Source organism: Methylobacterium sp. 4-46, assembly GCF_000019365.1.
Taxonomy (GTDB): Bacteria; Pseudomonadota; Alphaproteobacteria; order Rhizobiales; family Beijerinckiaceae; genus Methylobacterium.
On sequence record NC_010511.1, the window covers coordinates 7316844 to 7337072 of the forward strand.

Annotated in this window: 21 protein-coding genes; 14 read left to right on the plus strand and 7 right to left on the minus strand. The window is 74.8% G+C overall.

Going from position 1 to position 20229, the window contains the following annotated elements; all coding sequences use genetic code 11:
* Positions 1–62 precede the first annotated feature (62 nt).
* Entirely contained in the window at positions 63–1238 is a 1176-nt protein-coding gene (locus M446_RS32200) for an alpha-hydroxy acid oxidase (RefSeq protein ID WP_012336277.1), read from the plus strand.
* Positions 1239–1279: 41 nt separating this feature from the next.
* Here the strand turns inward: M446_RS32200 and M446_RS32205 are convergent, their stop codons facing one another.
* The gene (locus tag M446_RS32205; RefSeq protein WP_012336278.1) at positions 1280–1519 is read right to left on the minus strand and encodes a hypothetical protein; all 240 of its coding nucleotides are present in this window, start codon (positions 1517–1519) and stop codon (positions 1280–1282) included.
* Between the two features lie 294 nt (positions 1520–1813).
* On the opposite strand from M446_RS32205, the gene M446_RS38425 reads away from it, so the two are divergent.
* On the plus strand, positions 1814–1957 hold the full coding sequence (locus tag M446_RS38425) for a hypothetical protein (protein ID WP_012336279.1): 144 nt from the start codon (positions 1814–1816) through the stop codon (positions 1955–1957).
* A 308-nt stretch (positions 1958–2265) separates the two neighbouring features.
* Here M446_RS38425 and M446_RS32210 read toward each other — a convergent pair whose 3' ends face one another.
* A complete protein-coding gene (locus tag M446_RS32210; RefSeq protein WP_012336281.1) occupies positions 2266–2793 on the minus strand; it encodes a DUF4142 domain-containing protein in 528 nt (175 codons plus the stop codon).
* Between the two features lie 228 nt (positions 2794–3021).
* On the opposite strand from M446_RS32210, the gene M446_RS32215 reads away from it, so the two are divergent.
* A complete protein-coding gene (locus M446_RS32215) occupies positions 3022–3462 on the plus strand; it encodes a hypothetical protein (RefSeq protein WP_012336282.1) in 441 nt (146 codons plus the stop codon).
* Between the two features lie 115 nt (positions 3463–3577).
* A complete protein-coding gene (locus M446_RS32220; protein WP_012336283.1) occupies positions 3578–3757 on the plus strand; it encodes a hypothetical protein in 180 nt (59 codons plus the stop codon).
* 4 nt (positions 3758–3761) lie between these two features.
* Here the strand turns inward: M446_RS32220 and M446_RS32225 are convergent, their stop codons facing one another.
* Entirely contained in the window at positions 3762–4706 is a 945-nt protein-coding gene (locus tag M446_RS32225; protein ID WP_012336284.1) for an oxidoreductase, read from the minus strand.
* A gap of 156 nt (positions 4707–4862) precedes the next feature.
* Between M446_RS32225 and M446_RS32230 the strand changes: the two genes are divergently transcribed.
* A complete protein-coding gene (locus M446_RS32230; protein WP_043701867.1) occupies positions 4863–5066 on the plus strand; it encodes an Rmf/CrpP family protein in 204 nt (67 codons plus the stop codon).
* Positions 5067–5073: 7 nt separating this feature from the next.
* Here M446_RS32230 and M446_RS32235 read toward each other — a convergent pair whose 3' ends face one another.
* Positions 5074–5304: a cysteine rich repeat-containing protein gene (locus tag M446_RS32235; RefSeq protein ID WP_150108775.1), complete on the minus strand. Its 231-nt coding sequence runs from the start codon at positions 5302–5304 to the stop codon at positions 5074–5076.
* 243 nt (positions 5305–5547) lie between these two features.
* Here M446_RS32235 and M446_RS32240 point away from each other — a divergent pair, with 243 nt between their 5' ends.
* Positions 5548–5919 (plus strand): hypothetical protein, encoded by a 372-nt coding sequence (locus M446_RS32240; RefSeq protein WP_012336285.1) that lies wholly within the window; start codon positions 5548–5550, stop codon positions 5917–5919.
* Between the two features lie 72 nt (positions 5920–5991).
* Positions 5992–7017: a DUF808 domain-containing protein gene (locus M446_RS32245; RefSeq protein WP_012336286.1), complete on the plus strand. Its 1026-nt coding sequence runs from the start codon at positions 5992–5994 to the stop codon at positions 7015–7017.
* Positions 7018–7036: 19 nt separating this feature from the next.
* Here M446_RS32245 and M446_RS32250 read toward each other — a convergent pair whose 3' ends face one another.
* Together M446_RS32250 and M446_RS32255 are read right to left on the minus strand one after the other, a co-directional pair.
* Complete coding sequence (locus M446_RS32250) at positions 7037–8179, minus strand: carboxylate-amine ligase (RefSeq protein WP_012336287.1); 1143 nt, start codon at positions 8177–8179, stop codon at positions 7037–7039.
* Between the two features lie 20 nt (positions 8180–8199).
* Positions 8200–8628: an RNA polymerase sigma factor region1.1 domain-containing protein gene (locus M446_RS32255; protein WP_012336288.1), complete on the minus strand. Its 429-nt coding sequence runs from the start codon at positions 8626–8628 to the stop codon at positions 8200–8202.
* 332 nt (positions 8629–8960) lie between these two features.
* Between M446_RS32255 and M446_RS32260 the strand changes: the two genes are divergently transcribed.
* The 5 genes from M446_RS32260 to M446_RS32280 all read left to right on the plus strand — a co-directional run bounded on the left by M446_RS32260 (position 8961) and on the right by M446_RS32280 (position 14398).
* The gene (locus tag M446_RS32260; protein WP_012336289.1) at positions 8961–10352 is read left to right on the plus strand and encodes a cytochrome P450; all 1392 of its coding nucleotides are present in this window, start codon (positions 8961–8963) and stop codon (positions 10350–10352) included.
* Positions 10353–10488: 136 nt separating this feature from the next.
* Entirely contained in the window at positions 10489–11355 is an 867-nt protein-coding gene (locus tag M446_RS32265) for a carbohydrate ABC transporter permease (protein ID WP_012336290.1), read from the plus strand.
* Positions 11352–12176: a carbohydrate ABC transporter permease gene (locus M446_RS32270; RefSeq protein ID WP_012336291.1), complete on the plus strand. Its 825-nt coding sequence runs from the start codon at positions 11352–11354 to the stop codon at positions 12174–12176. The genes M446_RS32265 and M446_RS32270 overlap by 4 nt, the downstream gene beginning before the upstream one ends.
* 31 nt (positions 12177–12207) lie before the next feature.
* A complete protein-coding gene (locus M446_RS32275) occupies positions 12208–13566 on the plus strand; it encodes an ABC transporter substrate-binding protein (protein ID WP_012336292.1) in 1359 nt (452 codons plus the stop codon).
* Between the two features lie 4 nt (positions 13567–13570).
* The gene (locus tag M446_RS32280; protein ID WP_012336293.1) at positions 13571–14398 is read left to right on the plus strand and encodes a phosphodiesterase; all 828 of its coding nucleotides are present in this window, start codon (positions 13571–13573) and stop codon (positions 14396–14398) included.
* Positions 14399–14670: 272 nt separating this feature from the next.
* On the opposite strand, the gene M446_RS32285 is transcribed toward M446_RS32280, so the two are convergent.
* On the minus strand, positions 14671–17220 hold the full coding sequence (locus tag M446_RS32285; protein WP_265576480.1) for a tetratricopeptide repeat protein: 2550 nt from the start codon (positions 17218–17220) through the stop codon (positions 14671–14673).
* Between the two features lie 221 nt (positions 17221–17441).
* Between M446_RS32285 and M446_RS32290 the strand changes: the two genes are divergently transcribed.
* Both M446_RS32290 and M446_RS32295 read left to right on the plus strand, forming a co-directional pair.
* Positions 17442–19208 carry an autotransporter outer membrane beta-barrel domain-containing protein gene (locus tag M446_RS32290; RefSeq protein ID WP_012336295.1) on the plus strand — a complete coding sequence of 589 codons (1767 nt, stop codon included), beginning with the start codon at positions 17442–17444 and terminating at the stop codon, positions 19206–19208.
* Positions 19202–20224 carry a TraB/GumN family protein gene (locus tag M446_RS32295; protein WP_012336296.1) on the plus strand — a complete coding sequence of 341 codons (1023 nt, stop codon included), beginning with the start codon at positions 19202–19204 and terminating at the stop codon, positions 20222–20224. Before M446_RS32290 ends, M446_RS32295 begins: the two co-directional genes overlap by 7 nt.
* Positions 20225–20229 lie beyond the last annotated feature (5 nt).

Genomic DNA, 20229 nt, shown 5'->3' on the forward strand with positions numbered 1-20229 from the left:
GACCACCCCAGAGGACGCCCATGAGTTCGACCCGGATGCCGTCGTCGCGGCCGCCTTCCCCGATGTCGCGGTTCTTCTCCTCGGCGCCCGCGACCTGCATCGAGGACCTGCGCGTGCTCGCCGAGCGGCGGGTGCCGCGGATGTTCTACGACTATGCCGATTCCGGCTCCTACACCGAGGGCACCTACCGGGCGAACGAGGCCGATTTCGCCGCGATCAAGCTGCGCCAGCGCGTCGCCGTCGACATGACGAACCGCACCCTCGCCAGCACCATGGTCGGCCAGCCGGTCAGCATGCCGGTGGCCCTCGCGCCGACCGGCCTCACCGGCATGCAGCACGCGGACGGCGAGATCCTGGCGGCCCGGGCCGCCGCCAAGGCCGGCGTGCCCTTCACGCTCTCGACCATGAGCATCTGCTCGATCGAGGACGTCGCCGAGAACACCGACCGGCCGTTCTGGTTCCAGCTCTACGTCATGCGCGACCGGGACTTCATCAACCGGCTGATCGACCGCGCCAAGGCGGCCGGCTGCTCGGCCCTGGTGCTCACCCTCGACCTGCAGATCCTCGGCCAGCGCCACAAGGACATCAAGAACGGGCTGTCCACCCCGCCCCGGATGACCCTGCCGAACATCCTCAACCTCGCCACCAAGCCGCGCTGGTGCCTGGACATGCTGCGCACGCAGCGCCGCACCTTCCGCAACATCGTCGGTCACGCGAAGGGGGTGAGCGACCTCTCCTCGCTCTCCTCCTGGACCGCCGAGCAGTTCGACCCGACCCTCAACTGGGACGACGTGAAGCGCATCCAGGACCGCTGGGGTGGCCCGCTCATCCTCAAGGGGATCCTCGATCCGGAGGATGCGGAGCTCGCGGCGCGCAGCGGCGCCCAGGCCCTCATCGTGTCGAACCACGGCGGGCGTCAGCTGGACGGGGCGCCCTCCTCGATCACGGCCCTGCCGGCGATCGCCGAGGCGGTCGGCAGCCGCATCGAGGTGCTGATGGACGGGGGGATCCGCTCGGGGCAGGACGTCATCAAGGCGCTGGCGCTCGGCGCCAAGGGCGTCTTCATCGGCCGCGCCTTCCTGTACGGGCTCGGGGCCGGCGGCGAGGCGGGCGTCACCCAGTGCCTCGACATCATCCGCAAGGAACTCGACACCACCATGGCGATGTGCGGCCTGCGCGACGTCAAGGCGGTGACCTCGGACATCCTGGCGACGCGCTTCGCGCCCGTCGCCGCGTGACCGGATCGCCGCGGAGCGCTCGGGGCTCCGCGGCGCGCGGCTCACATCCGGTGCATGCGGTGCATGCGGTGATGCATCATCCGGTGGCGCATCATCCGGCGGTGGTGCATCTCGCGGTGCATCATCCGGTGGCGCATCATGCGGCGCTCCGTGCGGGTCATCTGCACGTAGGCGGTCGGGGCATGGCCCAGCGCCACCTCGGCGGACGCGGCCGAGGCCGAACCGGTGCCGAGGCCGCCCAGCACCAGGGCGGCGGCCAAGCCCAGAATCGTCTTCTTCATCGTCGTCGTCTCTCCTCGGGGTCCCCTCCGGAAGCGGGGAACGGCCTCATCGACGGATGAGCGGGTGGGAAAGTTTCATCCTGCGGCGGAGGTTCCTCGCAAAAAATCGTTTCGGCCGCGATTGCATCGGGCGCGCCGACGTGCCGGGCGCGGGATCCGCCGACCGGCGGGACCTCGCGCGGCGGAGTACCGAAAGTGCGGCCGCGCTTGCGACCTTCGCGGCGGCTCGCGCGTTGTGCGCTGGAACGGCCGCGGCGAGGCTTCGCGGCCGGCAGACGGGAGGAATGCCGCGTCATGGCAGAAGGCATCCGGATCCAGGCCGACGCGGACGGCACCTTCACCCTCTACAGCGACGACCGGGTGATCCTGCGCGGCCTCACCCGCGCCAAGGCGTACCAGCTCGCGTCGCGGCTCGGCGGCCTCGCCGTCTGCTACTGAAGGGACTGCCCCGCGCCGGGCGCAGCTCTCGGGCAGGATCCTGGTCCGAAACTTGAAACCGCCTCACCGGATCGGCCCGACCGGCAAGGTGGCAGAATGCAGGCATTCCTCTTCGCGCTGGCGCTCGTCGCGCTCCTGGTCGCCCTCGGCGTCCTCGCCCGGCACGCCGACCACGCCGCTTCGGCCGCGCGCCGCGACCCTTCGGGCCGCTGAGGCACGCGCGGCTGAGGCACGCGCGGCCGGGCTCCCGGCCCCGGGGGAGGTTCCCGCGCCGCCCCTGTCCGGAGAGGCGCGGGTGTCCGAGGACGCTACTTGTCGAGGTTCTGCGCCATCTTCAGGTGCTCGGCGAGCGCCGGCTCGGTCTTGCCCGCCCAGGCCTTCAGCTCGTCGTTGTCGCCGCCCTTGGCGTAGCGCTGGAACAGGTCCACCGCGTCCTTGTGCGCCTTCACTTGGTCGCTGTGATACTGCTTGGTGAAGTCGGCCCCGTTGAGGCCCTTCAGCTTGTCGAGCATGCTCTGGTGCGAGGAGTCGAGCGCGGTCGGGATCTCGGCCTTCACCTTGCCGGACTGCACCATGGCCTTCATCTCGGTGCTGGTCTTCTGATGGTCCTCGATCATCTTGGTGGCGAACTTCTTGGTCGGCTCGTCGGCGCGCTCGGCGGCGAGCTGGCTCGACTGCATCTCGAACATGTCGCTGATCGCCGCCTCCTTGATGAAGTCGGCCGTCGAGGGTGCGGTCCCGATCAGCGAGTTGAGGCCGCTCTTCTCGCTCAGCGACTGGGCGAGGACGGGGCTGGCGAGCATCAGGCCCGCCAGGACGAGGATGGGGCGTCGCATCGTGATCTCCCTTGAGGTGGGGCAGCCGCGCGGCCGCGGCCGGCTCAGCCGGTCGCGCGGCCGGGCGGCGTCGCGCGTGTGCCGGAGGAACTGGCCGTGACCGCCGGGGTTCCGCGGCCGGGACTTGCGCGGCCGGGACTTGCGCGGCCGGGACTTGCGCCGCCGGGACTTGCGCGGCGGCGCCGGGCGCGGGAGATGTCGGGGTCGCCATCCGGGTGTCTCGCCCCCATGATCCTGTCCCGCGCCGCCCTCCTGCTCCTCCTGTCCCTCGCCGCGGCCCGGGCCGACGAGTGCGACGCCCTCGCGTCCCGGATCGCCGCGGCCACCGGCACCCGCATCGCCCACCGCGAGGGGCCGGGCGTGGACTTCCGAGGGCCGGGCGGGCTGTCGCTCGACGTGACCTGCCGGGCCGATCCGATCGTGGCCGCCCGCTCCAGCGAGCGCAGCCCCTCGGCCGCCTATTTCGAGGCCATCGCCCGCGCGGCCGCCCTCGCCATCGGCGAGAGCCCCGAGCGGCTGAGCGCCGCCTTCCGCAGCGCCTACGGCGAGGCCCAGGGCCGGCCGAATGGTGGCGTGGTGCGCGAGAACGGATGGCAGGCGAGCTGCTACGTCGATCCGCGCGGCAGCGTGCGCACCTTGTGCTCGGCCGGGCGCATCCCGCGCGAGTGACCGAGTGATCCGGCGAGTGACTCGGGTCGGAAGGCTCGGATCGCACCGCCGGCCCGGCCCTTTCCGGATCGCGGCGGCACTCTACCTCAGGTCGCCCATTGAGGAGATCACAGCCATGGCGACCAAGGCCCGTCGGCGTCCATCCTGGAAGAAGCCCAGGAATCGCAAGCCCGAGAACCGCAAGCCCGAGGCGGAGACGCGGAGCGTCGCGCGGGCGATCGCCGACACGGCCGCGCAGGTGGCCGGCAGCGTGCGGGAGGCGGTCGGGGGCGTGGTGGGCCGGGTGACGGGCTGACCGGTCAGAGCCGGTACGTCACCCCGGTCAGCGCCTCGGAGTCGCGCCAGAGCCGCGCCGCCGCCTGCGCGTCGCGGGCCTGCGCGGCGACCTGCGCCGGGGCCGGATGGCCCCGCGCCTCCCAGATCCCGTCCGGGCCGTAGTAGCGGCCGCTCTCCGCCTCCGGCGCCGTCGCCGCGTAGAGGAGCGGCCAGGCGCCCTGGGCCGCGCTCTGGCCGATCACCGCGAAGATCGCCCGGCCGGCGAATTGCTGGATCGCGCCAGCCCGGTCGCCGCGCCGGAAGATGTCGGTGCGCGCGATGCCGGGATGGACCGGGATCGCCCGCATCGGCGAGCCGGCCGCGCGCAGACGCCGGTCGAGTTCCAGCCCGAACATCAGCATGGCGAGCTTGGACTGCCGGTAGGCGTCCTGCGGGCCGTAGCCCTGCCGGCGCTGGAGGTCCTCGAAGTGGATCCTCGCCTGCCGGTGGGCGAGGCTCGCGACCGGCACGATCCGCGCGGCCGGGGCCTCCCGCAGCCAGGGCAGGAGCAGCCCGGTGAGCGCGAAATGCCCGAGATAGTTGGTGCCGAGCTGCCGCTCGAACCCGTCCGGGGTCTCCTCCCGGGTGGGCACGGCGGCGATGCCGGCGTTGAGGATGAGGCCGTCGATCCCCAGGCCCCGCGCCTGCCAGCGCTCCGCGAAGGCGCGCACGGAGGCGAGCGCGGCGGTGTCGAGGGGCTCGACGGCGAGGTCGGCGCTCGGGGCGGCGGCGCGGATCGACGCGACGGCGCGCTGCGCCTTGGCCTCGTCGCGGGCCGCCAGCACGACCCGCGCCCCGGCCCGCGCCAGGGCGAGCGCCGCCTCGTAGCCGATCCCGCTCGTCGCCCCGGTGACGACGACGAGTCGGCCGGTCTGGGGCGGGATGGCGGCGGGGGTCCAGGCATTGGCGGGCAAGGACGGCTCGGGCATGGAACTCTGAGGCATGGAACTCTGAGGCATGGCCGACCAATCCGCCGGCGCCGCGGACGTTCCGTCCGCGGGCGGCGCGCCCCGCCCGCCCCGCGCCGCGTTGTCCGCGTTGATCACCCAACTCTCAGTGGATCACCCCACGCTCAGGAGACGGCCGTGACGGACGTGCCCGACGACCACCTCGACCACTACACCCTCGGCTACTTCGCGCCGACCAAGGGCCTGAGGCGGGAGGATTGCCCCTACGCCGCCGGGACCCCGGCGAATGCCCTCTGGCTCGCGGGCTACGACGCCGCGCGGGCGGGAGAGGCCCCGCCGGAGCGCCCGGCGCCTCCGCCGGGCGAGGCCGGCGGGCGCTGACGGGGGCTCAGCCGCGCCGGGACTTCCTCGCCATCGCGCTCCGGCAGGCCGGGCTGAGGCTGCGGCGGTTCTGGCGCAGGCAGGCCGCCACGCGCTGGGGATCGCTCCCGGCCGAGCTGCACAAGCGCTGCGCATCGGGCGAGCAGGCCTGCCGCGCCGCGTCCGACTGGGCGAAGCTCTCGCTCGACGCGACGCAGGTCATCAGGGTGAAACAGGCGAAAATGGCCACTCGTCCCACGGAAAGCCTCCCTGTCTTTCGCCGAATCTGCGGCGTGATCAAGATACGCGGTGTCGTCACTGAATCCAGCGCCGAATTCGCCAAGTCACGCGGGACTCCCGGCCGGCCCGGCGGGGCCGCCGCGCGCGGCCTGGCGCTCCGCTCCGGGGCGTGCTCGGGTCCAGGCCGCCCGCCGCGCGGGTTCGGGCGCGGGTTCGGGAACGCGGGCGGCGTCCGCGCTTTGCGTCACGACGGGAGGCCGGCATGGAAGCGAAGCTCGTCAGCCTGATCAGGGCGGCCGCCGGGGCGGCGCGGGACCGGGCGCGGATGCATCCGGGCGCCCTCACGCCGGACCAGCTGCCCTGGGCGGTGATCAAGGCCTGGGACGACGACGTGCGCGGCCACGTGGAGCGGGATCCGCGGATCGAGGATGCCCGCGACCACGTGCTGATCACCGCGGTCGACTTCGCCGAGACGCCGCCCGAGACCGAGCCGGAGCGGGTCGGCCCGGCCCGCGACCGGCTCCTCGCCGCGATCGACCGGCTCGAGCGGACGGTGCTGCGCCTCGGGATCGTCAATCGCCGCGCCGCCGCCCTCGGCTACGGCGAGGCCGGGCAGCGCCTCGACGAAGGGTGAAGGGCGCCGCGTGGCGCCGCTTCGGGCTCCGCGCGTTATGCTCCCGGTTCTCTCCACCACGCGGGACACCCGATGGCGACCGGCCTGATCGCGCTCCTCGACGACATCGCCGGCCTGGCGAAGCTCGCGGCCGCCTCCCTCGACGACGCGGCCTCGCAGGCCACGCGGGCCGGCGCCAAGGCGGTGGGGGTCGTCATCGACGACACGGCCGTCACGCCCCGCTACGTCACTGGCTTCTCGGCCTCGCGCGAATTGCCGATCATCGGCAAGATCGCGCTCGGCTCGCTTCGCAACAAGCTGCTCTTCCTGCTTCCCGGCGCGCTGGCGCTGAGCTTCCTGGCGCCCTTCCTGCTCACCCCGCTGCTGATGCTGGGCGGCGCCTACCTGTGCTTCGAGGGGGCCGAGAAGGTGGTGGAAGCTCTGTGGCCCCACGGCGGGGGCGAGGAGGCCGAGCCGGCGACCCCGCGGGACGCCGGGGCGGTGGAGGACCAGAAGGTCGCGAGCGCCATCAAGACCGACTTCATCCTCTCGGCCGAGATCATGGCGCTCACCCTCGCGGGCGTGGCGGAGGCCGGGCTCGCCACCCAGGTCTTCGTGCTGGCGGCGGTGGGCATCGGCATCACCGGACTCGTCTACGGGGTGGTGGCGCTGATCGTGAAGGCGGACGATGTCGGGCTGGCCCTCGCCCGCGAGGAGCGCCCGGCCTCGACCCTGTTCGGCCTGCGCGCGCCTTCGGGGCCCGCCCCGACCCCGGGCGACCGGCGGCTTCGCCCGCTCACCCGGGCGGTCGGGCGCGGGCTGGTCCGCCTGATGCCGGCGCTGCTGCGCGGGCTCGGGATCGTCGGCACGGCGGCCATGATCTGGGTCGGCGGCGGCATCCTGGTGCACGGTCTGGAGGGGTTCGGCCTCGCCGCGCTCGGCCACGGCATCGCGCATGCCGCCGAGGCGGTCGGCGATCGGGTGCCCTTCGGCGAGGCCGTGGCCGAGTGGGTGGTGACGGCCGCGCTCTCGGGCGTGGTCGGCCTCGTCGTCGGCGCGCTGCTGATCCCGGTCGCCCGCCACCTCGTCACGCCGGCCCTCGCCAGCCTGCGGGCCTGACGGGCCGCGCCGGGCCGCCCTACGCCGGCGCGGCGCCCTCGCGTCCCTCCGTCTCGCGGGCGAGCAGGTCGACCACGGCCGCGAGGGCCGCCTCCTCGCTCGCCCCGGCGCCGCGGGCGGCCTCGTAGGCGGCCACCTGACGGTCGGCGCTCGTCCCCTGCGCCAGGATCCGCCGCGGCCCCTCCAGCGCCTCGGGGCAGCCGAGCGCCTCGGCATCCTCCGCCACCAGGGCGAGGACCGCCTCCAGGGCCTCCGCGAACGGCACCGCGGCCTCGCGCGCCTCGTCGATCAGCGCGGCCCGCGCGCCGTCCGCCTGCGCCCGCCAGAGGTTCTCCCGGGCGAGCGCGCGGGAGACGCCGTCGAGGTCCGCGTTCAGGTCGGGGCGGCGCTCGACCGCGCGCACCAGGCAGCGGTAGAGCGCCGCCACCGCGAGCGCGTCGTCGAGGCGCGGGATGCTGTCGGCGACCCGCAATTCCAGCGTCGGGTAGCGCAGGGACGGCCGCAGGTGCCACCACAGGAAGCTCGCGTCCCGGATGGCGCCCGCCCGCTCCATGATCCGAATGTAGCGCGCGTAGGCGTCCGGCCCGGCGAAGAAGTCGGGCAGCCCGGTCCGGGGCAGCTCGCCGAAGACGCTGAGCCGGTAGCCCGCGAGGCCGGTCGGACGGCCCTGCCAGAAGGGCGAGGAGACCGAGAGCCCGAGGAGCAGGGGCAGGAAGGGCGTCAGCCGGGTCAGCAGGTCGATGCGGGCCGCCGGATCCGCCACCTCCACGTGGACGTGCAGCCCGCTCACCACGCTGCGCCGCCCGACCATCCGCACCGCGTCGAGGATCGTCCGGTAGCGGGCGCCGTCCGTCGGCCGCTGCCGCTCCCAGGCGGCGGTCGGGTGGGTGCCGGCGGCGAGGACCAGGAGCCCGTGCACCCGCCCGATCTCGGCGAGGCCCCGGCGCAGGCCGGCGAGGGAGGCGCGGGCCGCCGCGGCCTCGGTCGCGGGCGGCGAGGCGATCTCGACCTGGCTCTCCAGCAACTCGCGCTCGGCGGCGGGCAGGAGCGCGCGGGCGGCGGCGTGGAAGCCCGCCACGCCCTCGCCGGGCGTGCCGCGGGTCGCCGCGTCGGCGAGGAAGAACTCCTCCTCGATGCCGAACGGGTAGGCGTGGTCGCGCATCGCAGCCTCGTGTCGAGCCGTCAATGGGAGAGCGCGGCGGCGATGAGCAGCCCGAGGACGATCGCGCCGAACCCGGCGAGCGCGATCGCCCGATCCTCCCGGGCGGCGGGCCGGGCCGGCCCCGGCCGGGGTGCGGCGGCGGGGGGGGAGGCCGCGCCGGCGTGCGCCGCCGGGCCGGGCGGGGCCGCCCGCGGCACCTCGCGCCCCGCCGGCAGCTCGGCGGCCGGCGGCGGCGCGGCGGAGAATCCCCGCCCCGGCGCGAGCAGGTCCTCCTCCAGCTCGACCGGCACGCCGGCCTCCTCGAGTTCGATCAGCACCAGGGCGATCGCGTCCGGGCTCATCCCCGAGATCGGAAGCGCGGCGCGCAGGTCCGCGCTGGTGAGTTCGCCCCGCTCCCTGCCTCGGGCGATCAGCCGGTCGAGGGTCGCGCGGTCGATGGCGGGCTGCATGGAATCCTCCTCGCGGCGACGGTCCGTCCCGGGCAGGGTCTCCCGTCCCGGGCGGTCCTGAGTGAACCGCGGGCGGGCGCCTCCCCGCGCGCCCGGCCGCCGCGGCGCGGAGCATCAACGTGGCGCGCGCCCGGGCGTTGCGTCCGCGCGGCCACGCTGCCGCCCAGGTCTGCCCGCAAGGACGGGGCTCGGTCGCCCGGGGCCTTGATGCCGGCCCACCGGGTGACGAGGTTCAGGAGCGCGCCGCGACCCGGGGCGCGGGGCGCCCTCGCGGGCGCCGGAGCGCCGCTGGGCGCGCAGGCGCCGCTTCGGGCGCGGAGGACGGCCGAGCCATGACCGCGCAACCGACGCTCCCGCTGGACTGGCCGACGACGGCCCGCCTCGACCCGCCCGAGGCCCCGCTCGCGCCCCTGCGCTACATCCGCACCGTGGTGCGCAACCCGGTCGAGACCTGGCCGCGCGCGGTCTACCGCGACCGCGTCTACCAATCGACCTTCCTGGGCCGCGCGACCCTGTTCGTGATGGATCCGGGCCTCGTGCGGACGGTGCTGGTCGATCGGGCCGAGTCCTTCGAGAAGTCGGAGGTGCTGCGCCGCTCCCTCTCGCCGGCCCTCGGCGACGCGATCCTGACCGCGGACGGGGCGCGCTGGCGCTGGCAGCGGCGGGCGGCGGCGCCGATCTTCCGCAACGAGCGCATCCTGGGCTTCCTGCCGGCCATGATCGCCGCCGCCGAGCGCACCCGCGAGGCGCTAAAGGGCCTGCCGCCCGGCACCGAGGCCGACCTCGCCCAGGTGATGATGCGCACCACCTTCGACATCATCGCCGCCACCATGCTCTCCAGCCACGGCCGCATCGACGTGGCGCGGGTCGAGCGCGGCATCACCGACTACCTCGAATCGACCAGCTGGATCTTCGCCCTGACCCTGCTGCGGGCGCCGGCCTGGATGCCCTTCCCGGGCCGGCGGCGCTCCGAGGCGGCGCGGACCTACCTGCGGGACGAGCTCCTGCGCCTCGTGGCCGAGGGCCGGGCCGGCGGCGTCGAGGGCCGGGACGACCTGCTCAGCCTGCTCGTCGCCGCCCGCGATCCGGAATCCGGCCGGGCGATGGACGACCGCGACGTCGCCGACAACCTGCTCACCTTCGTCACCGCCGGGCACGAGACCACGGCGCTCGCCCTCGCCTGGACCCTCTACCTCCTGGCCCTGCATCCCGCGATCGAGGCGCGGGTCGTGGCGGAGGTCGAGGCGGTGACGGGCGGCGGGCCCCTGGCGCCGCACCACGTCGAGGCGCTCGGCTTCACGCGCCAGGCCATCCAGGAGGCGATGCGCCTCTACCCCCCCGCCCCCGTCCTGGTGCGGGCGGCGCTGGAGGAGGTCGATGTCGGCGGCCACCGGATCGGCCCCGGCACCCCGGTGACCGTGCCGATCTACGCCATCCACCGCCACGCCCTGCTCTGGGACGAGCCCGACCGCTTCGACCCGGACCGCTTCGCCCCCGAGGCCGCCAAGGCCCGCGACCGCTACGCCTACCTGCCCTTCGGGGCGGGGCCGCGCATCTGCATCGGCATGAGCTTCGCGCTCATGGAGGCGGTGGCGATCCTGGCGGTGCTGATCCGCGACCTGCGCTTCGCCCTGCGCCCGGGCTTCGTGCCGACGCTCAAGCAGCGCATCACCCTGCGGCCGGCCGAGGGCATGCCGATGCGGGTGGCGCCGCGGGCGGGGTGACGCCTCGGGCGCGGCGCCTTCATTCCCCTGTCATCGAAGCCCCCGATGACGGCGCCGTCGACGGTTTCGGCGGATCCCGGTGTCGCAGGCGCTCGAACAGACGCGGACCAGTGCTCCGGCGGCTCCCCCGCCGCGGATGCGGCCGTCGCTCCGCCCGCTCCTGCCCTACGGGCTCCTGCTCCCCTCGCTGATCTTCCTCGCCCTCTTCACCTACTGGCCGGTCGCCGAGGTGCTGTGGGACGCCACCCACGCGGTCTCGCGCCGGACCACCCGCTTCGTCGGGCTCGACAATTTCGCGGCGCTGTTCGCCGATCCCTCGTTCCGGACCTCGCTCCTCCAGACCGGGCTCTACGCCCTCCTGACAGTGGTCCCGAGCCTCGTCCTGGCGGTCGCCCTCGCCCTCGCCCTCGACGGCGGCGGGCGCCTGCGGGCGCTCCTGCGCGCCGCGTTCTTCCTGCCGGTGATGATCCCGCTCGTCGGCGCGGCGGCCCTGTTCCTGTTCCTGCCCGGCACCGGGCTGATCGACTACCATCTCGCCAAGCTCGGCCTCTCGGGCGCCAACTGGCTCGGCGACCCGGACCTCGCGCTCCTGTCGATCGCCGCCCTGACGGTGTGGAAGAACGCCGGCTACTACATGCTCTTCGTCCTGGCGGGCCTGCAGGCGATCCCGGCGGAGCTGCGCGAGGCCGCGCTCCTCGACGGGGCGGGGCCCTGGCAGCGCCTGCGCTTCGTCATCCTGCCCGCCCTGCGGCCGACGCTCGCCTTCGTCCTCGTCATCGCCCTCCTCAACGTGGTGACGCAGGTCGACCACGTCTTCGTGCTCACCAGGGGCGGGCCCTCGGACGCCACCAAGCTCTTCCTGTTGTACATCTACGAGCAGGCCGTGGAGCGCTACGACGGCGGCCGGGCCGCCGCCGCGACCGTTGTGATGCTGGCGATCCTGATCGCGCTCACCGCCGCCTCCCTGCGCCGGGTCGAGCGCCGGTCGGAGGAGGCGCCGTGACCCGGGAGCGCCTCCCCGCCCTCGGGCGCGCCGCGACGGGGCTCCTCGCCCTCGTCTGGGTGATCCCCTTCCTGTGGATGGGGGTCGCGACCCTGCGCCCGCCCGGGGCCGCGGGCGCCGCGGCCTCCCTGGTGCCGGGTGGGGCGCCCAGCCTCGCCAACCTCGCGGAGGCCTGGGCCTCGGCGCCCTTCCCGCTCTACGCCCTCAACACGCTGCTGATGTGCGCCGGCATCTTGGCGCTGCAGCTCGTCACCGCCTCGCTCGCCGCCTACGCGTTCGCGCGCCTCGACTTTCCCGGCCGCACGGCCCTGTTCTACGCCTTCCTGGTCCAGCTGATGCTGGTTCCGGTGGTGCTGATCGTCCCCAACCTGAAGACGGTGGCGATGCTCGGCCTCTACGACACGCTGCTGGGCGTGATGGCGCCCTACTGCGCCACCGCCTTCGGGACCTTCCTGCTGCGCCAGAGCTTCCGCGAGGTGCCGCGCGAACTCGAGGACGCCGCCCGCATCGACGGGGCCGGCCTCCTCCAGCGCATCCGCCACGTCTACCTGCCGCTGACCAAGCCGACCCTGATCGCCTTCTCGATCGTCTCGGTGACGACCCACTGGAACGAGTTCGTCTGGCCGCTGATGGTCGTCACCTCCCCCGACCGGCGGCCGCTCACCCTCGGCCTCGCCACCTTCACGCTCAGCGCCGAGGGCACCCAGGCCTGGGGCGTGATCGCGGCCGGGACGCTCCTCGTCAGCACGCCGCTCCTCGTCGCCTTCCTGCTGTTCCAGCGCCGCTTCGTGAACAGCTTCCTCGCCTCCGGCCTCAAGTGATGAGGAGGGCAAGTCATGAAGAGGAAAAGTCATGAAGAGGGCAAATGATCGCGCGCAAGCGCGTGCCGCGACCTCCTGGTGGAGGGCCGCGCGCCTCGCGGCCGCACTCCTCCTCGGCGGCGCGGCCGGCGCGGCGGCGGCGGACCTCGACCTGTTCTTCCCGGTGCCGGTCGACGGGGCCCTGGCCAGGACCATGACGGGGCTGGTCAAGGAGTTCAACGAGGCCCATCCCGGCACCCGGGTGACGCCCGTCTTCACGGGCTCCTACGACGACACGCTGCTGAAGACCCGGGCGGCGATCAAGGCCGGCAAGCCGCCGGGCGCCGTCATCATGTCGGCGAACTTCCTCACCGACCTCGCCATCGAGCGCGAGATCGCGCCCTTCGACGACCTGATCGCGGCCGAGGGCGGGACCCCGGACGCCTTCATGGACCAGTTCTTCCCGGCGCTGAAGGGCAACGCCGTCGTCGAGCGCAAGGTCTACGGGGTGCCGTTCCACAACTCGACCCCCCTGCTCTACTACAATGTCGAGCAGTTCCGCGAGGCCGGCCTCGACCCCGACGCGCCGCCGCGGACCTGGGACGCGCTCGCCGCCGCCGCCCGCAAGCTCACGCGGCGCGAGGGCGGCCGGGTCACCCGCTGGGGGATCATGATGCCGTCCAACTACGATTACGGCGGCTGGATCCTGCAGGCGCTCACCCTGTCGAATGGCGGGCGCTGGTACAACGAGGAGTATGGCGGCGAGGTCTACTACGACACGCCGACGGTGCTGGGCGCCCTGAGCTTCTGGGCCGACCTCGTGCACAGGGCCAAGGTGCATCCGGCCGGCGAGATCAAGGGCCCGGCGGTCACGGCCGCGTTCCTGTCGGGCCAGGCCGCGATGATGATCATCTCGACCGGTTCCCTCACCTTCATCCGCGACAGCGCCAAGTTCCCGTTCCGGGTCGCCTTCGTGCCGATGAACGTGCGCCCGGCGGTGCCGATCGGCGGCGCCTCCCTGGTCCAGCCGACCGGCCTCGACCCCGAGACCCGCAAGGCCGGCTGGACCCTGATCCGATGGCTGACCTCGCCGGCGATCTCGGGCCGCTGGAGCCGGGCGACCGGCTACTTCGCGCCGAACCGGGCCGCCTACGACCTGCCCGAGATGCGGGCCTTCCTCGCCGGGAACCCGGACGCGAAGATCGCCGTCGACCAGCTCGCCAACGCCAAGCCCTGGTTTGCCACCTACCGCACGGTGCCGGTGCGCAAGGCGATCGAGGACGAGCTGCAGGCGGTGCTCGCCGGCAAGCGCCAGCCGAAGGAGGCCCTCGCCGCCGCCCAGACGAGCGCCGACGCGATCCTGCGCCCCTACGTCGAGGACACGGCGCTGCGGCTGCCGGGCGCGGAGTGAGCCGATGCTGATCGCCCAGATCACCGACCTGCACCTGCGCCCCCGCGGGCGCCCGGCCTACCGGGTGGCCGAGACCAACATGCTGGTCGAGCGCGCGGTCGACGCGCTCGCCAGCCTCCAGCCCCGCCCGGACGTGGTCCTGGTCACCGGCGACCTCACCGATTGCGGGCTGCCGGAGGAGTACGCGCTGCTGCGCGGCCTGCTCGGGCGGCTGCCGCTCCCGGTCTTCGTGGTGCCGGGCAACCACGACCGCCGCGAGGCGCTGCGCGCCGCGCTCCCGGCGGCCTGGCTGCCCGGCGCGATGGAGGAGTTCGTCCAGTACGTCGTGGACGACTGGCCGGTGCGTCTGATCGGCCTCGACACGCTGGTCGCGGGGGCGAGCCACGGGGCGCTCTGCGCGCGCCGCCTCGCCTTCCTGGAGGAGGCGCTGGCGGCGGGCGGCGACCGGCCGACGCTCGTGTTCCTGCACCACCCGCCCTTCGCGTGCGGGATGGAGGGCATGGACCGCATCCGCCTCCTCGACGGGGAGCCGCGCTTGCGCGCCCTGATCGAGGCGCATCCCAACGTCGAGCGGATCCTCTGCGGCCACCATCACCGGCCGATCCAGGTGCGCTACGCCGGGACCATCGCGCAGGTGGCGCCGGGCGTGGCGCATCAGGTCGCCCTCGACCTGAATCCGGGCCGGGAGAGCGGCCTCGTGCTGGAGCCGCCGGCCTTCCAGCTCCACCGCTACGCGCCCGAGACCGGGATCGTCTCCCACATGGTCTACGTGGAGCGCTATCCGGGGCCGTTCCCCTTCGTGCTGGACCCGGACTATCCGGGCCAGGCCTGATCCGGGATCCGGGTGATCGCAGCGGATCCCGGATCACGAGCCCGCGCGGCGCCTGAGCGAGGCCGACATGCCAAGCCCGCGCGGCGCTTGAGCGAGGCCGACATGCCAAGCCCGCGCGGCGCTTGAGCGAGGCCGAGATCCGCATGGCCGAAATCGGAGATGGCGAAGCCATCAACCGGATGCCGGATGACGGGCGGGAGCGCCGCGCTCGTCCGCGGCGCGCGCCCGTCGGCCTCGGCTCGCCCCGCGGGGCCGGCGGGGTCACCGCCGGCTCAGCGCGGACGGAAGTAGAAGGCCTCGCCGGGGAGCGACCCGTAGGTGAAGGGCTCCTGCGCGCGGTTGGTGGCGGCGTAGACCTCGTCGCGCACGCGGCGGAACAGCATGTTGATCTCCAGCCCCGGCTCCATGACGTTCTTGACGAACGAGGCCGCGAAGGGGCTGTTGCTGCCGGTGCCGTCCTGCGCCACCTGCCCGTCGCGGGCCGCGAAGGCGACCAGGGTGCCGCCCTCCGGCTCGATCTTGGCGAGACCCCGCCCGATCGCGCGCGTCGCCACTTGGCGGCGCATCCGCGAGATGAAGGGGTTGTCCCGGCAGGCATCGAGCACGATCAGCCGCAATTTGCGCGCCCGCTCGGTGGCGGTGAGGATGCGCTCCACCGTCACGGCCTCGTCCTGCACGTCGCGGTCGGCCTTGAGGGAGGCGTCGACCGGGATGACGTAGTTCATGCCCCCGACCTCGAGCCCGTGGCCGGCGTAGTAGATCACCGCCCAGTCGGCGGTCTCCACCTCGTCCTCGAAGGCGCGCAGGGCCTTGATGAAGCCGGCCCGGTCGAGGTCGCTGTGGGCCATCACGGTCTGGAAGCCGAGGCGCCGGAACGCCTCGGCGACCGCCTGGGAATCCCGCCGCGGGTTGATGAGGGGCGAGAAATCCCGGTAGGCGGCGTTGCCGACCACCAGCGCCACCCGCCGGCCCGGATCCGCGGGAGCGGGCGGCGGCGGCGCCTCGGCCAGCTTGCTCTTGAGCTTCTGGAGCACCTTGCGGGCCTCCGCCTCGGCCGCGCGGGCGCGGTTCTCGGCGGCGTCGGCGCTGCGGCGGGCGGCCTCCTCGGCGAGCCGGGCGCGCTCGGCCTCCGCGCGGGCGCCGGCGAGCGCGGTGTTCGAGGCCGCGATCTGCGCCAGCAGGTCGGCCCGGGCCGCGGCCTCGCGCTCGGCCTTGCGCCTCACCTCCTCCTCGGCGGCGATGCGCGCCCGCGTGGCGGCCTGCACCGCCTCGGCGGCGGCGGCCCGGGCCTGCGCCGCCTCGGCGAGCGCCGTCTTGCGGTCCTGGTCGGCCGACCGGATCCGGGCCAGGGCCTCGGCCCGCGCCTCGGCCTTCGCCCTGGCCTCGAACTCGGCCCGGGCCCGGCTCTCCGCCTCGCTGCGGGCCTGCGCCTCGGCCTCCGCGCGCAGGCGGGCGTCGCGGGCATCCTCGGCCGCCTGCGTGGCGGAGGCGCGCTTGGCCGATTCCTCGGCGATCCGCGACTCGGCGGCCCGCGTGGCGCCGCGCGCCCGCTCGGCCTGGAGGCTCGCCAGCGCGGCGATGCGCTCGTGGGCCAGCGCCTGGGCGGGCCGCGCCAGGGCGGCGTCGCGGTCCGGCGAGAGGCCCATCGCCCGCTCGAAATCCGCGCGGGCGAGGGAGGCCTCGCCGCGCTGCTCGCGGGCGAGGCCGCGCCCCGCAAAGGCCGCCACGAAGTCCGGCACGGCCCGCAGCGCCTCGTCGTAATCGGCGATGGCCCGGTCGGGCTGGCCCGCCTGCCGGTAGGCGTCGCCGCGGAAGGTCAGGGCGACGGGCGATTTCGGGTTGAGGGCGATCGCCCGGGTCAGGTCGTCGATCGCCCGGCCGACCTCGCCGCGCAGGCGCAGGATCTCGCCCCGGTTGGCCAGCGCCAGCGCGAAGCGCGGATTGTGCAGCAGCGCCTCGTCGCAATCGGCCAGCGCCCTGTCGAGCTGCCCCGTCTGTTTGAGCACCAGCGCGCGGTTGGTGTAGGCCTCCGGGGTCCGGCCGAGCTCCACCGCCCGGTCGTGGTCCGCCAGCGCCCGCTGCACCTCGCCCTTGAGCCGCCACGCCTCGCCCCGCTGGCTATAGGCCTGCCAGTTGCGCGGGCGCAGGCGGATCGCCGTGTTGTAATCGGCGATCGCCCCGTCGAACTCGCCCCGGTCGATCAGCAGGGCGGCGCGGTTCTCGTACCCGATCGGCTCGTTGGGCTGCAGCCTGATCAGGGCGTTGAAGTCGTCGAGGGCCCGGTCGAGCTGGCGCTTGGCGAGGTGCGCGAGGCCGCGATTGGCGAAGGCACGGAAGAAGCCGGGCTCGCGGGCGATGGCGGCCGTGAAGTCGGTGATGGCGCGGTCGTACTCCTCCTTGCTGAGGAGGGCGGCGCCGCGGGCGTTGAGCGTCGCGGCCGAGCGCGGGTCGAGCCGCAGCGCCTGGGTGAGGTCCGCGACCGCCCGGTCGTAATCCCCCAGCATCTGCCACGCGATGCCGCGGTTGCGCAGGGCGTCGAGGAAGCCGGGCTTGCGGTCGAGGGCGCGGGTGAAGTCCTCCACCGCGCCGCGCTGGTCGCCCGCCTGCACCTTCGCGACGCCGCGGTTGTTGTAGAGCCCCGGAACGACCTCCGGATTGCGCTCCTGGTCCAGCAGCCGGGTGCAGGCCGGGATGCCGGCATTCGGGTCCGCCATCGACCGGTTGCAGCTCTCCCGGTCCCCCGCGGCCGCGGGGCCGGCGAGGCTCCCGGCCAGCCCCGCGAGGAGCAGCACCCAGCAAGTCAACCGGCGGTTAAGAGACATGCTCTACCCCTTCAGACTCGATTTACCATAGCACGGCGGCGCAGGCCGCGACCTTGCTTCGCACCGCGCGCCCTGCCCGGACGTGCCGTCCCGCACTTGTGCTGCGGGCCGGTCCGTGCCGCGCGCGGGCGTCCGGCCGCACGCCGTCGCCGCGAGTTGCCAAGCCGTCACAGCCAAGGTTCGGCGCAGCATCTACGGTCCTGGCTCGGTGGGGAAAACGCATGATTCGGCCAGCTCATCCACTTGTCGGCTCCGCGCTGCTCGGCGCGACGGCGCTTCTGCTGGTGCAGGCGGCGCCCGCGCAGGCCCAGCGGGCCTTCTGCCCGACCGTGGTGGCGGGCACGGCCGGCACGCCGGACCAGGCCGGCTTCGCCCTCGACAACGGCGCCTGCACCAACGGCACGATCGGCGCCTTCTCGGGCGCGGCGCTCGGCAGCCAGGCGCTCAGCAACCTGTCGCAGACCTCGACCCAGGAGACCTCCCGGGCCACCACGGACGCGATCGGCGCCCGGCGCAACGCCGAGGCGCAGCGCGACCGCTCGCCCGCCGCCCGCCAGGGCAGCCGCGAGCCGGATTCGTCGCAGCGCGCCGCGGAGCGCGGCCAGCGCGAGGGCGGCCGCGACCGGACCACCGCGGAGCGCGGCGAGCGCTCGCCCGCGACGCGCGGGCGCGAGCGGGACGCGGCGCGCAGCCCATCCTCCCGCCGCGGCGCGGCGGCCGGCCCGCGCGCCCGGGCCGACGGGAGCGCCGAGCCTCGCGCGCGCGGGCCGGCCGCCGCCGAGCGCGAGGAGGCGGCGCCGTCCCGCCGCGCCGAGCGGCGGCCGCCGCCCCGCCGGGCCGGCGCGCCGGCGCGCGCGGAGACCGATGCGCAGATCCTGGAGCGGCGCGGGGCGCCCCGCCGGCCCGCGCCGGAGCCGCGGCAGGAGCCCGTCTTCGCCGAGCCGGCTCCCCGCCCCGCCCGGGTCGTGAAGGGCTACGACGCGCCCCTGCCGGTCGAGGCCGTGCCCCTGCCGGAGGGACCGCGCTACGCGGCCTGGGCCCTCGGCTTCGGCGATTACGAGGAGCGGTCCGGCCGGGGCCAGAACAACATCAATTGCTGCACCAATGCGGCGCCCGGCGGCTTCCCGACCCCGCTCTTCATCTCGATCGAGAGCCGCACCACCAGCGCGGGCTTCGTCGGCGGCGTCGACGTGACGCTGCGCGACGTCGGGCGCTCCGGCGACGGCGTCATCCTCGGCCTCCTCACCGGCTACACCTCGGCCTCGGTCGACATCACCAGCCGCGCCCTCTCCTCCAATACCGGGCAGGTGCCGAACGGCGCGGGCTCCCTGCGGGCGAACCTCGCCGGCCCCTCGGTCGGCGCCTTCGCGACCTACTTCGACGGCCCCTTCTCGGCCGACCTGACCGTCAAGGCCGACCTCTACGCCCTCGACGAGCGCTTCCTCGACCAGCTCGGCTTCTCGGCCAACATCATCGGCGGCGTGCTGCGCCCGCCGAGCGTGGTGCCCTTCGCGGGCAGCGCCTCCACGGGCCTGACCAACACCTCGGTGATCGCCAACGCCAATTACCGCATCCCGGTCGGCGTCGACATCTGGCTCGAGCCGACCGTGGGCCTGCGCTACACGGCCTCGGTCTACGACCGGAACGCCCTGGCGCTCGGCCTCGACGACGGCCACCTGCTGCGCGTGCAGGGCGGCCTGCGCCTCGGCACCGACATCCTGTTCGGGCCGACCACCCGGCTCACGACCACGCTCACCGGGCTCGCCTACTCGGACGTGATCGTCACCGGCGGGTTCATCCCGGGCGCGGGCTTCGTGGCCGCCGACATCCTGGCGCGCTCCGACGAGGGCAAGCTGCGCGGCCAGGGCATCCTCGCGGCCGATCTCGACTTCGGCAACGGCGTCTCGACCTTCCTGCAGGGCGAGGTGCGCGGCGGCGAGAACCTGTTCGGCGTCGGCGGCAAGGGCGGCGTCCGCGTCCGGTGGTGAGGGCGGCGCGGGCCGCCGCCGCGATGGGGCGGGCGGCCCGCCTCGCCCTCGTGGCGCTCGCCCTGACGGGGGTGGGGGGCGCCGAGGCGGCCTGCGGCGGACGCGACCTCTTTCCCCGCATCCGCGCCGAGGCGCCCGGGCTCTGGGCGACGATCGAGGCCGGGCGCGGCCTGCCCCACGCGGGCGGCCTCCTGTTCCGGCTCAGCCGGCCCGGCCGGGCGCCCTCCTACCTGCTCGGAACCCTTCACCTCAACGATCCGCGGGCCGTCGCCGTCCCGCCGGCCCTCGCCGGGATCTGGCCGGGCCTGCGCCGGGTGGCGCTCGAACTCGCCGAGACGCCGGCCGCCCTGCGCGCGCGCCGCGCCGCCCGCGTCCCGGCGGCGTTCGCGGCGCCAGCCGGCCACCGGGCCGCCCGGCTCCTGCCGCGGGCCGACCTCGCCCGCCTGCGCCGCCTCGTGGCCGAGCGGGGCTTCCCGGTCGAGACCGCCCTGGCGCTGCGCCCGGCGGTGCTGGCCCTGATGCTCGACCTTCCCGCCTGCGCGCGGCCGGCCGCGGACGGGAGCGGCGCCTACGCGGAGCAGGTCCTGGCCGCGCAGGCCGGGCGGGCCGGGATCGCGGTGGTGGGGCTCGAGACCCTGGAGGAGCAGGTCGGCGCGGTCGCCCGGCTGCCCGTGCCGGTCGAGCGGGCCCTGCTGCGCGCCGTGCTGCGGCAAGCCCCCGCCGCCGAGGACATCGTGGAGACGACGCTCGCCCGCTACGCCGCGCGCGACACCGGGGCGCTGCTCGCCTGGATGCGCGCGCCCGCGCTCCTGCCGGGCGATCCCGCGACCCGGCTGCCGCCCGCCTTCCTCGACCGGCTCCTCGACGGGCGCAGCCGCCGCATGCACCGGCGGCTGCGGCCCCTCCTCGACCAGGGCGGGATCCTGGCGGCGGTCGGCGCCGCGCATCTGCCCGGGCCCGCGGGCCTGCTCCGGCTCCTGGAGCAGGACGGCACGCTGGTCGAGCGCATCGAGTGAGGCCG

Bases quoted from the DNA above. Each gene is read 5' to 3' on its own strand.
- M446_RS32200 (WP_012336277.1), top strand. From the start codon at position 63: ATGTCGCGGTTCTTCTCCTCGGCGCCCGCGACCTGCATCGAGGACCTG.
- M446_RS32205 (WP_012336278.1), bottom strand. From the start codon at position 1,519: ATGAAGAAGACGATTCTGGGCTTGGCCGCCGCCCTGGTGCTGGGCGGC.
- M446_RS38425 (WP_012336279.1), top strand. From the start codon at position 1,814: ATGGCAGAAGGCATCCGGATCCAGGCCGACGCGGACGGCACCTTCACC.
- M446_RS32210 (WP_012336281.1), bottom strand. From the start codon at position 2,793: ATGCGACGCCCCATCCTCGTCCTGGCGGGCCTGATGCTCGCCAGCCCC.
- M446_RS32215 (WP_012336282.1), top strand. From the start codon at position 3,022: ATGATCCTGTCCCGCGCCGCCCTCCTGCTCCTCCTGTCCCTCGCCGCG.
- M446_RS32220 (WP_012336283.1), top strand. From the start codon at position 3,578: ATGGCGACCAAGGCCCGTCGGCGTCCATCCTGGAAGAAGCCCAGGAAT.
- M446_RS32225 (WP_012336284.1), bottom strand. From the start codon at position 4,706: ATGCCCGAGCCGTCCTTGCCCGCCAATGCCTGGACCCCCGCCGCCATC.
- M446_RS32240 (WP_012336285.1), top strand. From the start codon at position 5,548: ATGGAAGCGAAGCTCGTCAGCCTGATCAGGGCGGCCGCCGGGGCGGCG.
- M446_RS32245 (WP_012336286.1), top strand. From the start codon at position 5,992: ATGGCGACCGGCCTGATCGCGCTCCTCGACGACATCGCCGGCCTGGCG.
- M446_RS32250 (WP_012336287.1), bottom strand. From the start codon at position 8,179: ATGCGCGACCACGCCTACCCGTTCGGCATCGAGGAGGAGTTCTTCCTC.
- M446_RS32255 (WP_012336288.1), bottom strand. From the start codon at position 8,628: ATGCAGCCCGCCATCGACCGCGCGACCCTCGACCGGCTGATCGCCCGA.
- M446_RS32260 (WP_012336289.1), top strand. From the start codon at position 8,961: ATGACCGCGCAACCGACGCTCCCGCTGGACTGGCCGACGACGGCCCGC.
- M446_RS32265 (WP_012336290.1), top strand. From the start codon at position 10,489: ATGCGGCCGTCGCTCCGCCCGCTCCTGCCCTACGGGCTCCTGCTCCCC.
- M446_RS32275 (WP_012336292.1), top strand. From the start codon at position 12,208: ATGAAGAGGGCAAATGATCGCGCGCAAGCGCGTGCCGCGACCTCCTGG.
- M446_RS32280 (WP_012336293.1), top strand. From the start codon at position 13,571: ATGCTGATCGCCCAGATCACCGACCTGCACCTGCGCCCCCGCGGGCGC.
- M446_RS32285 (WP_265576480.1), bottom strand. From the start codon at position 17,220: ATGTCTCTTAACCGCCGGTTGACTTGCTGGGTGCTGCTCCTCGCGGGG.
- M446_RS32290 (WP_012336295.1), top strand. From the start codon at position 17,442: ATGATTCGGCCAGCTCATCCACTTGTCGGCTCCGCGCTGCTCGGCGCG.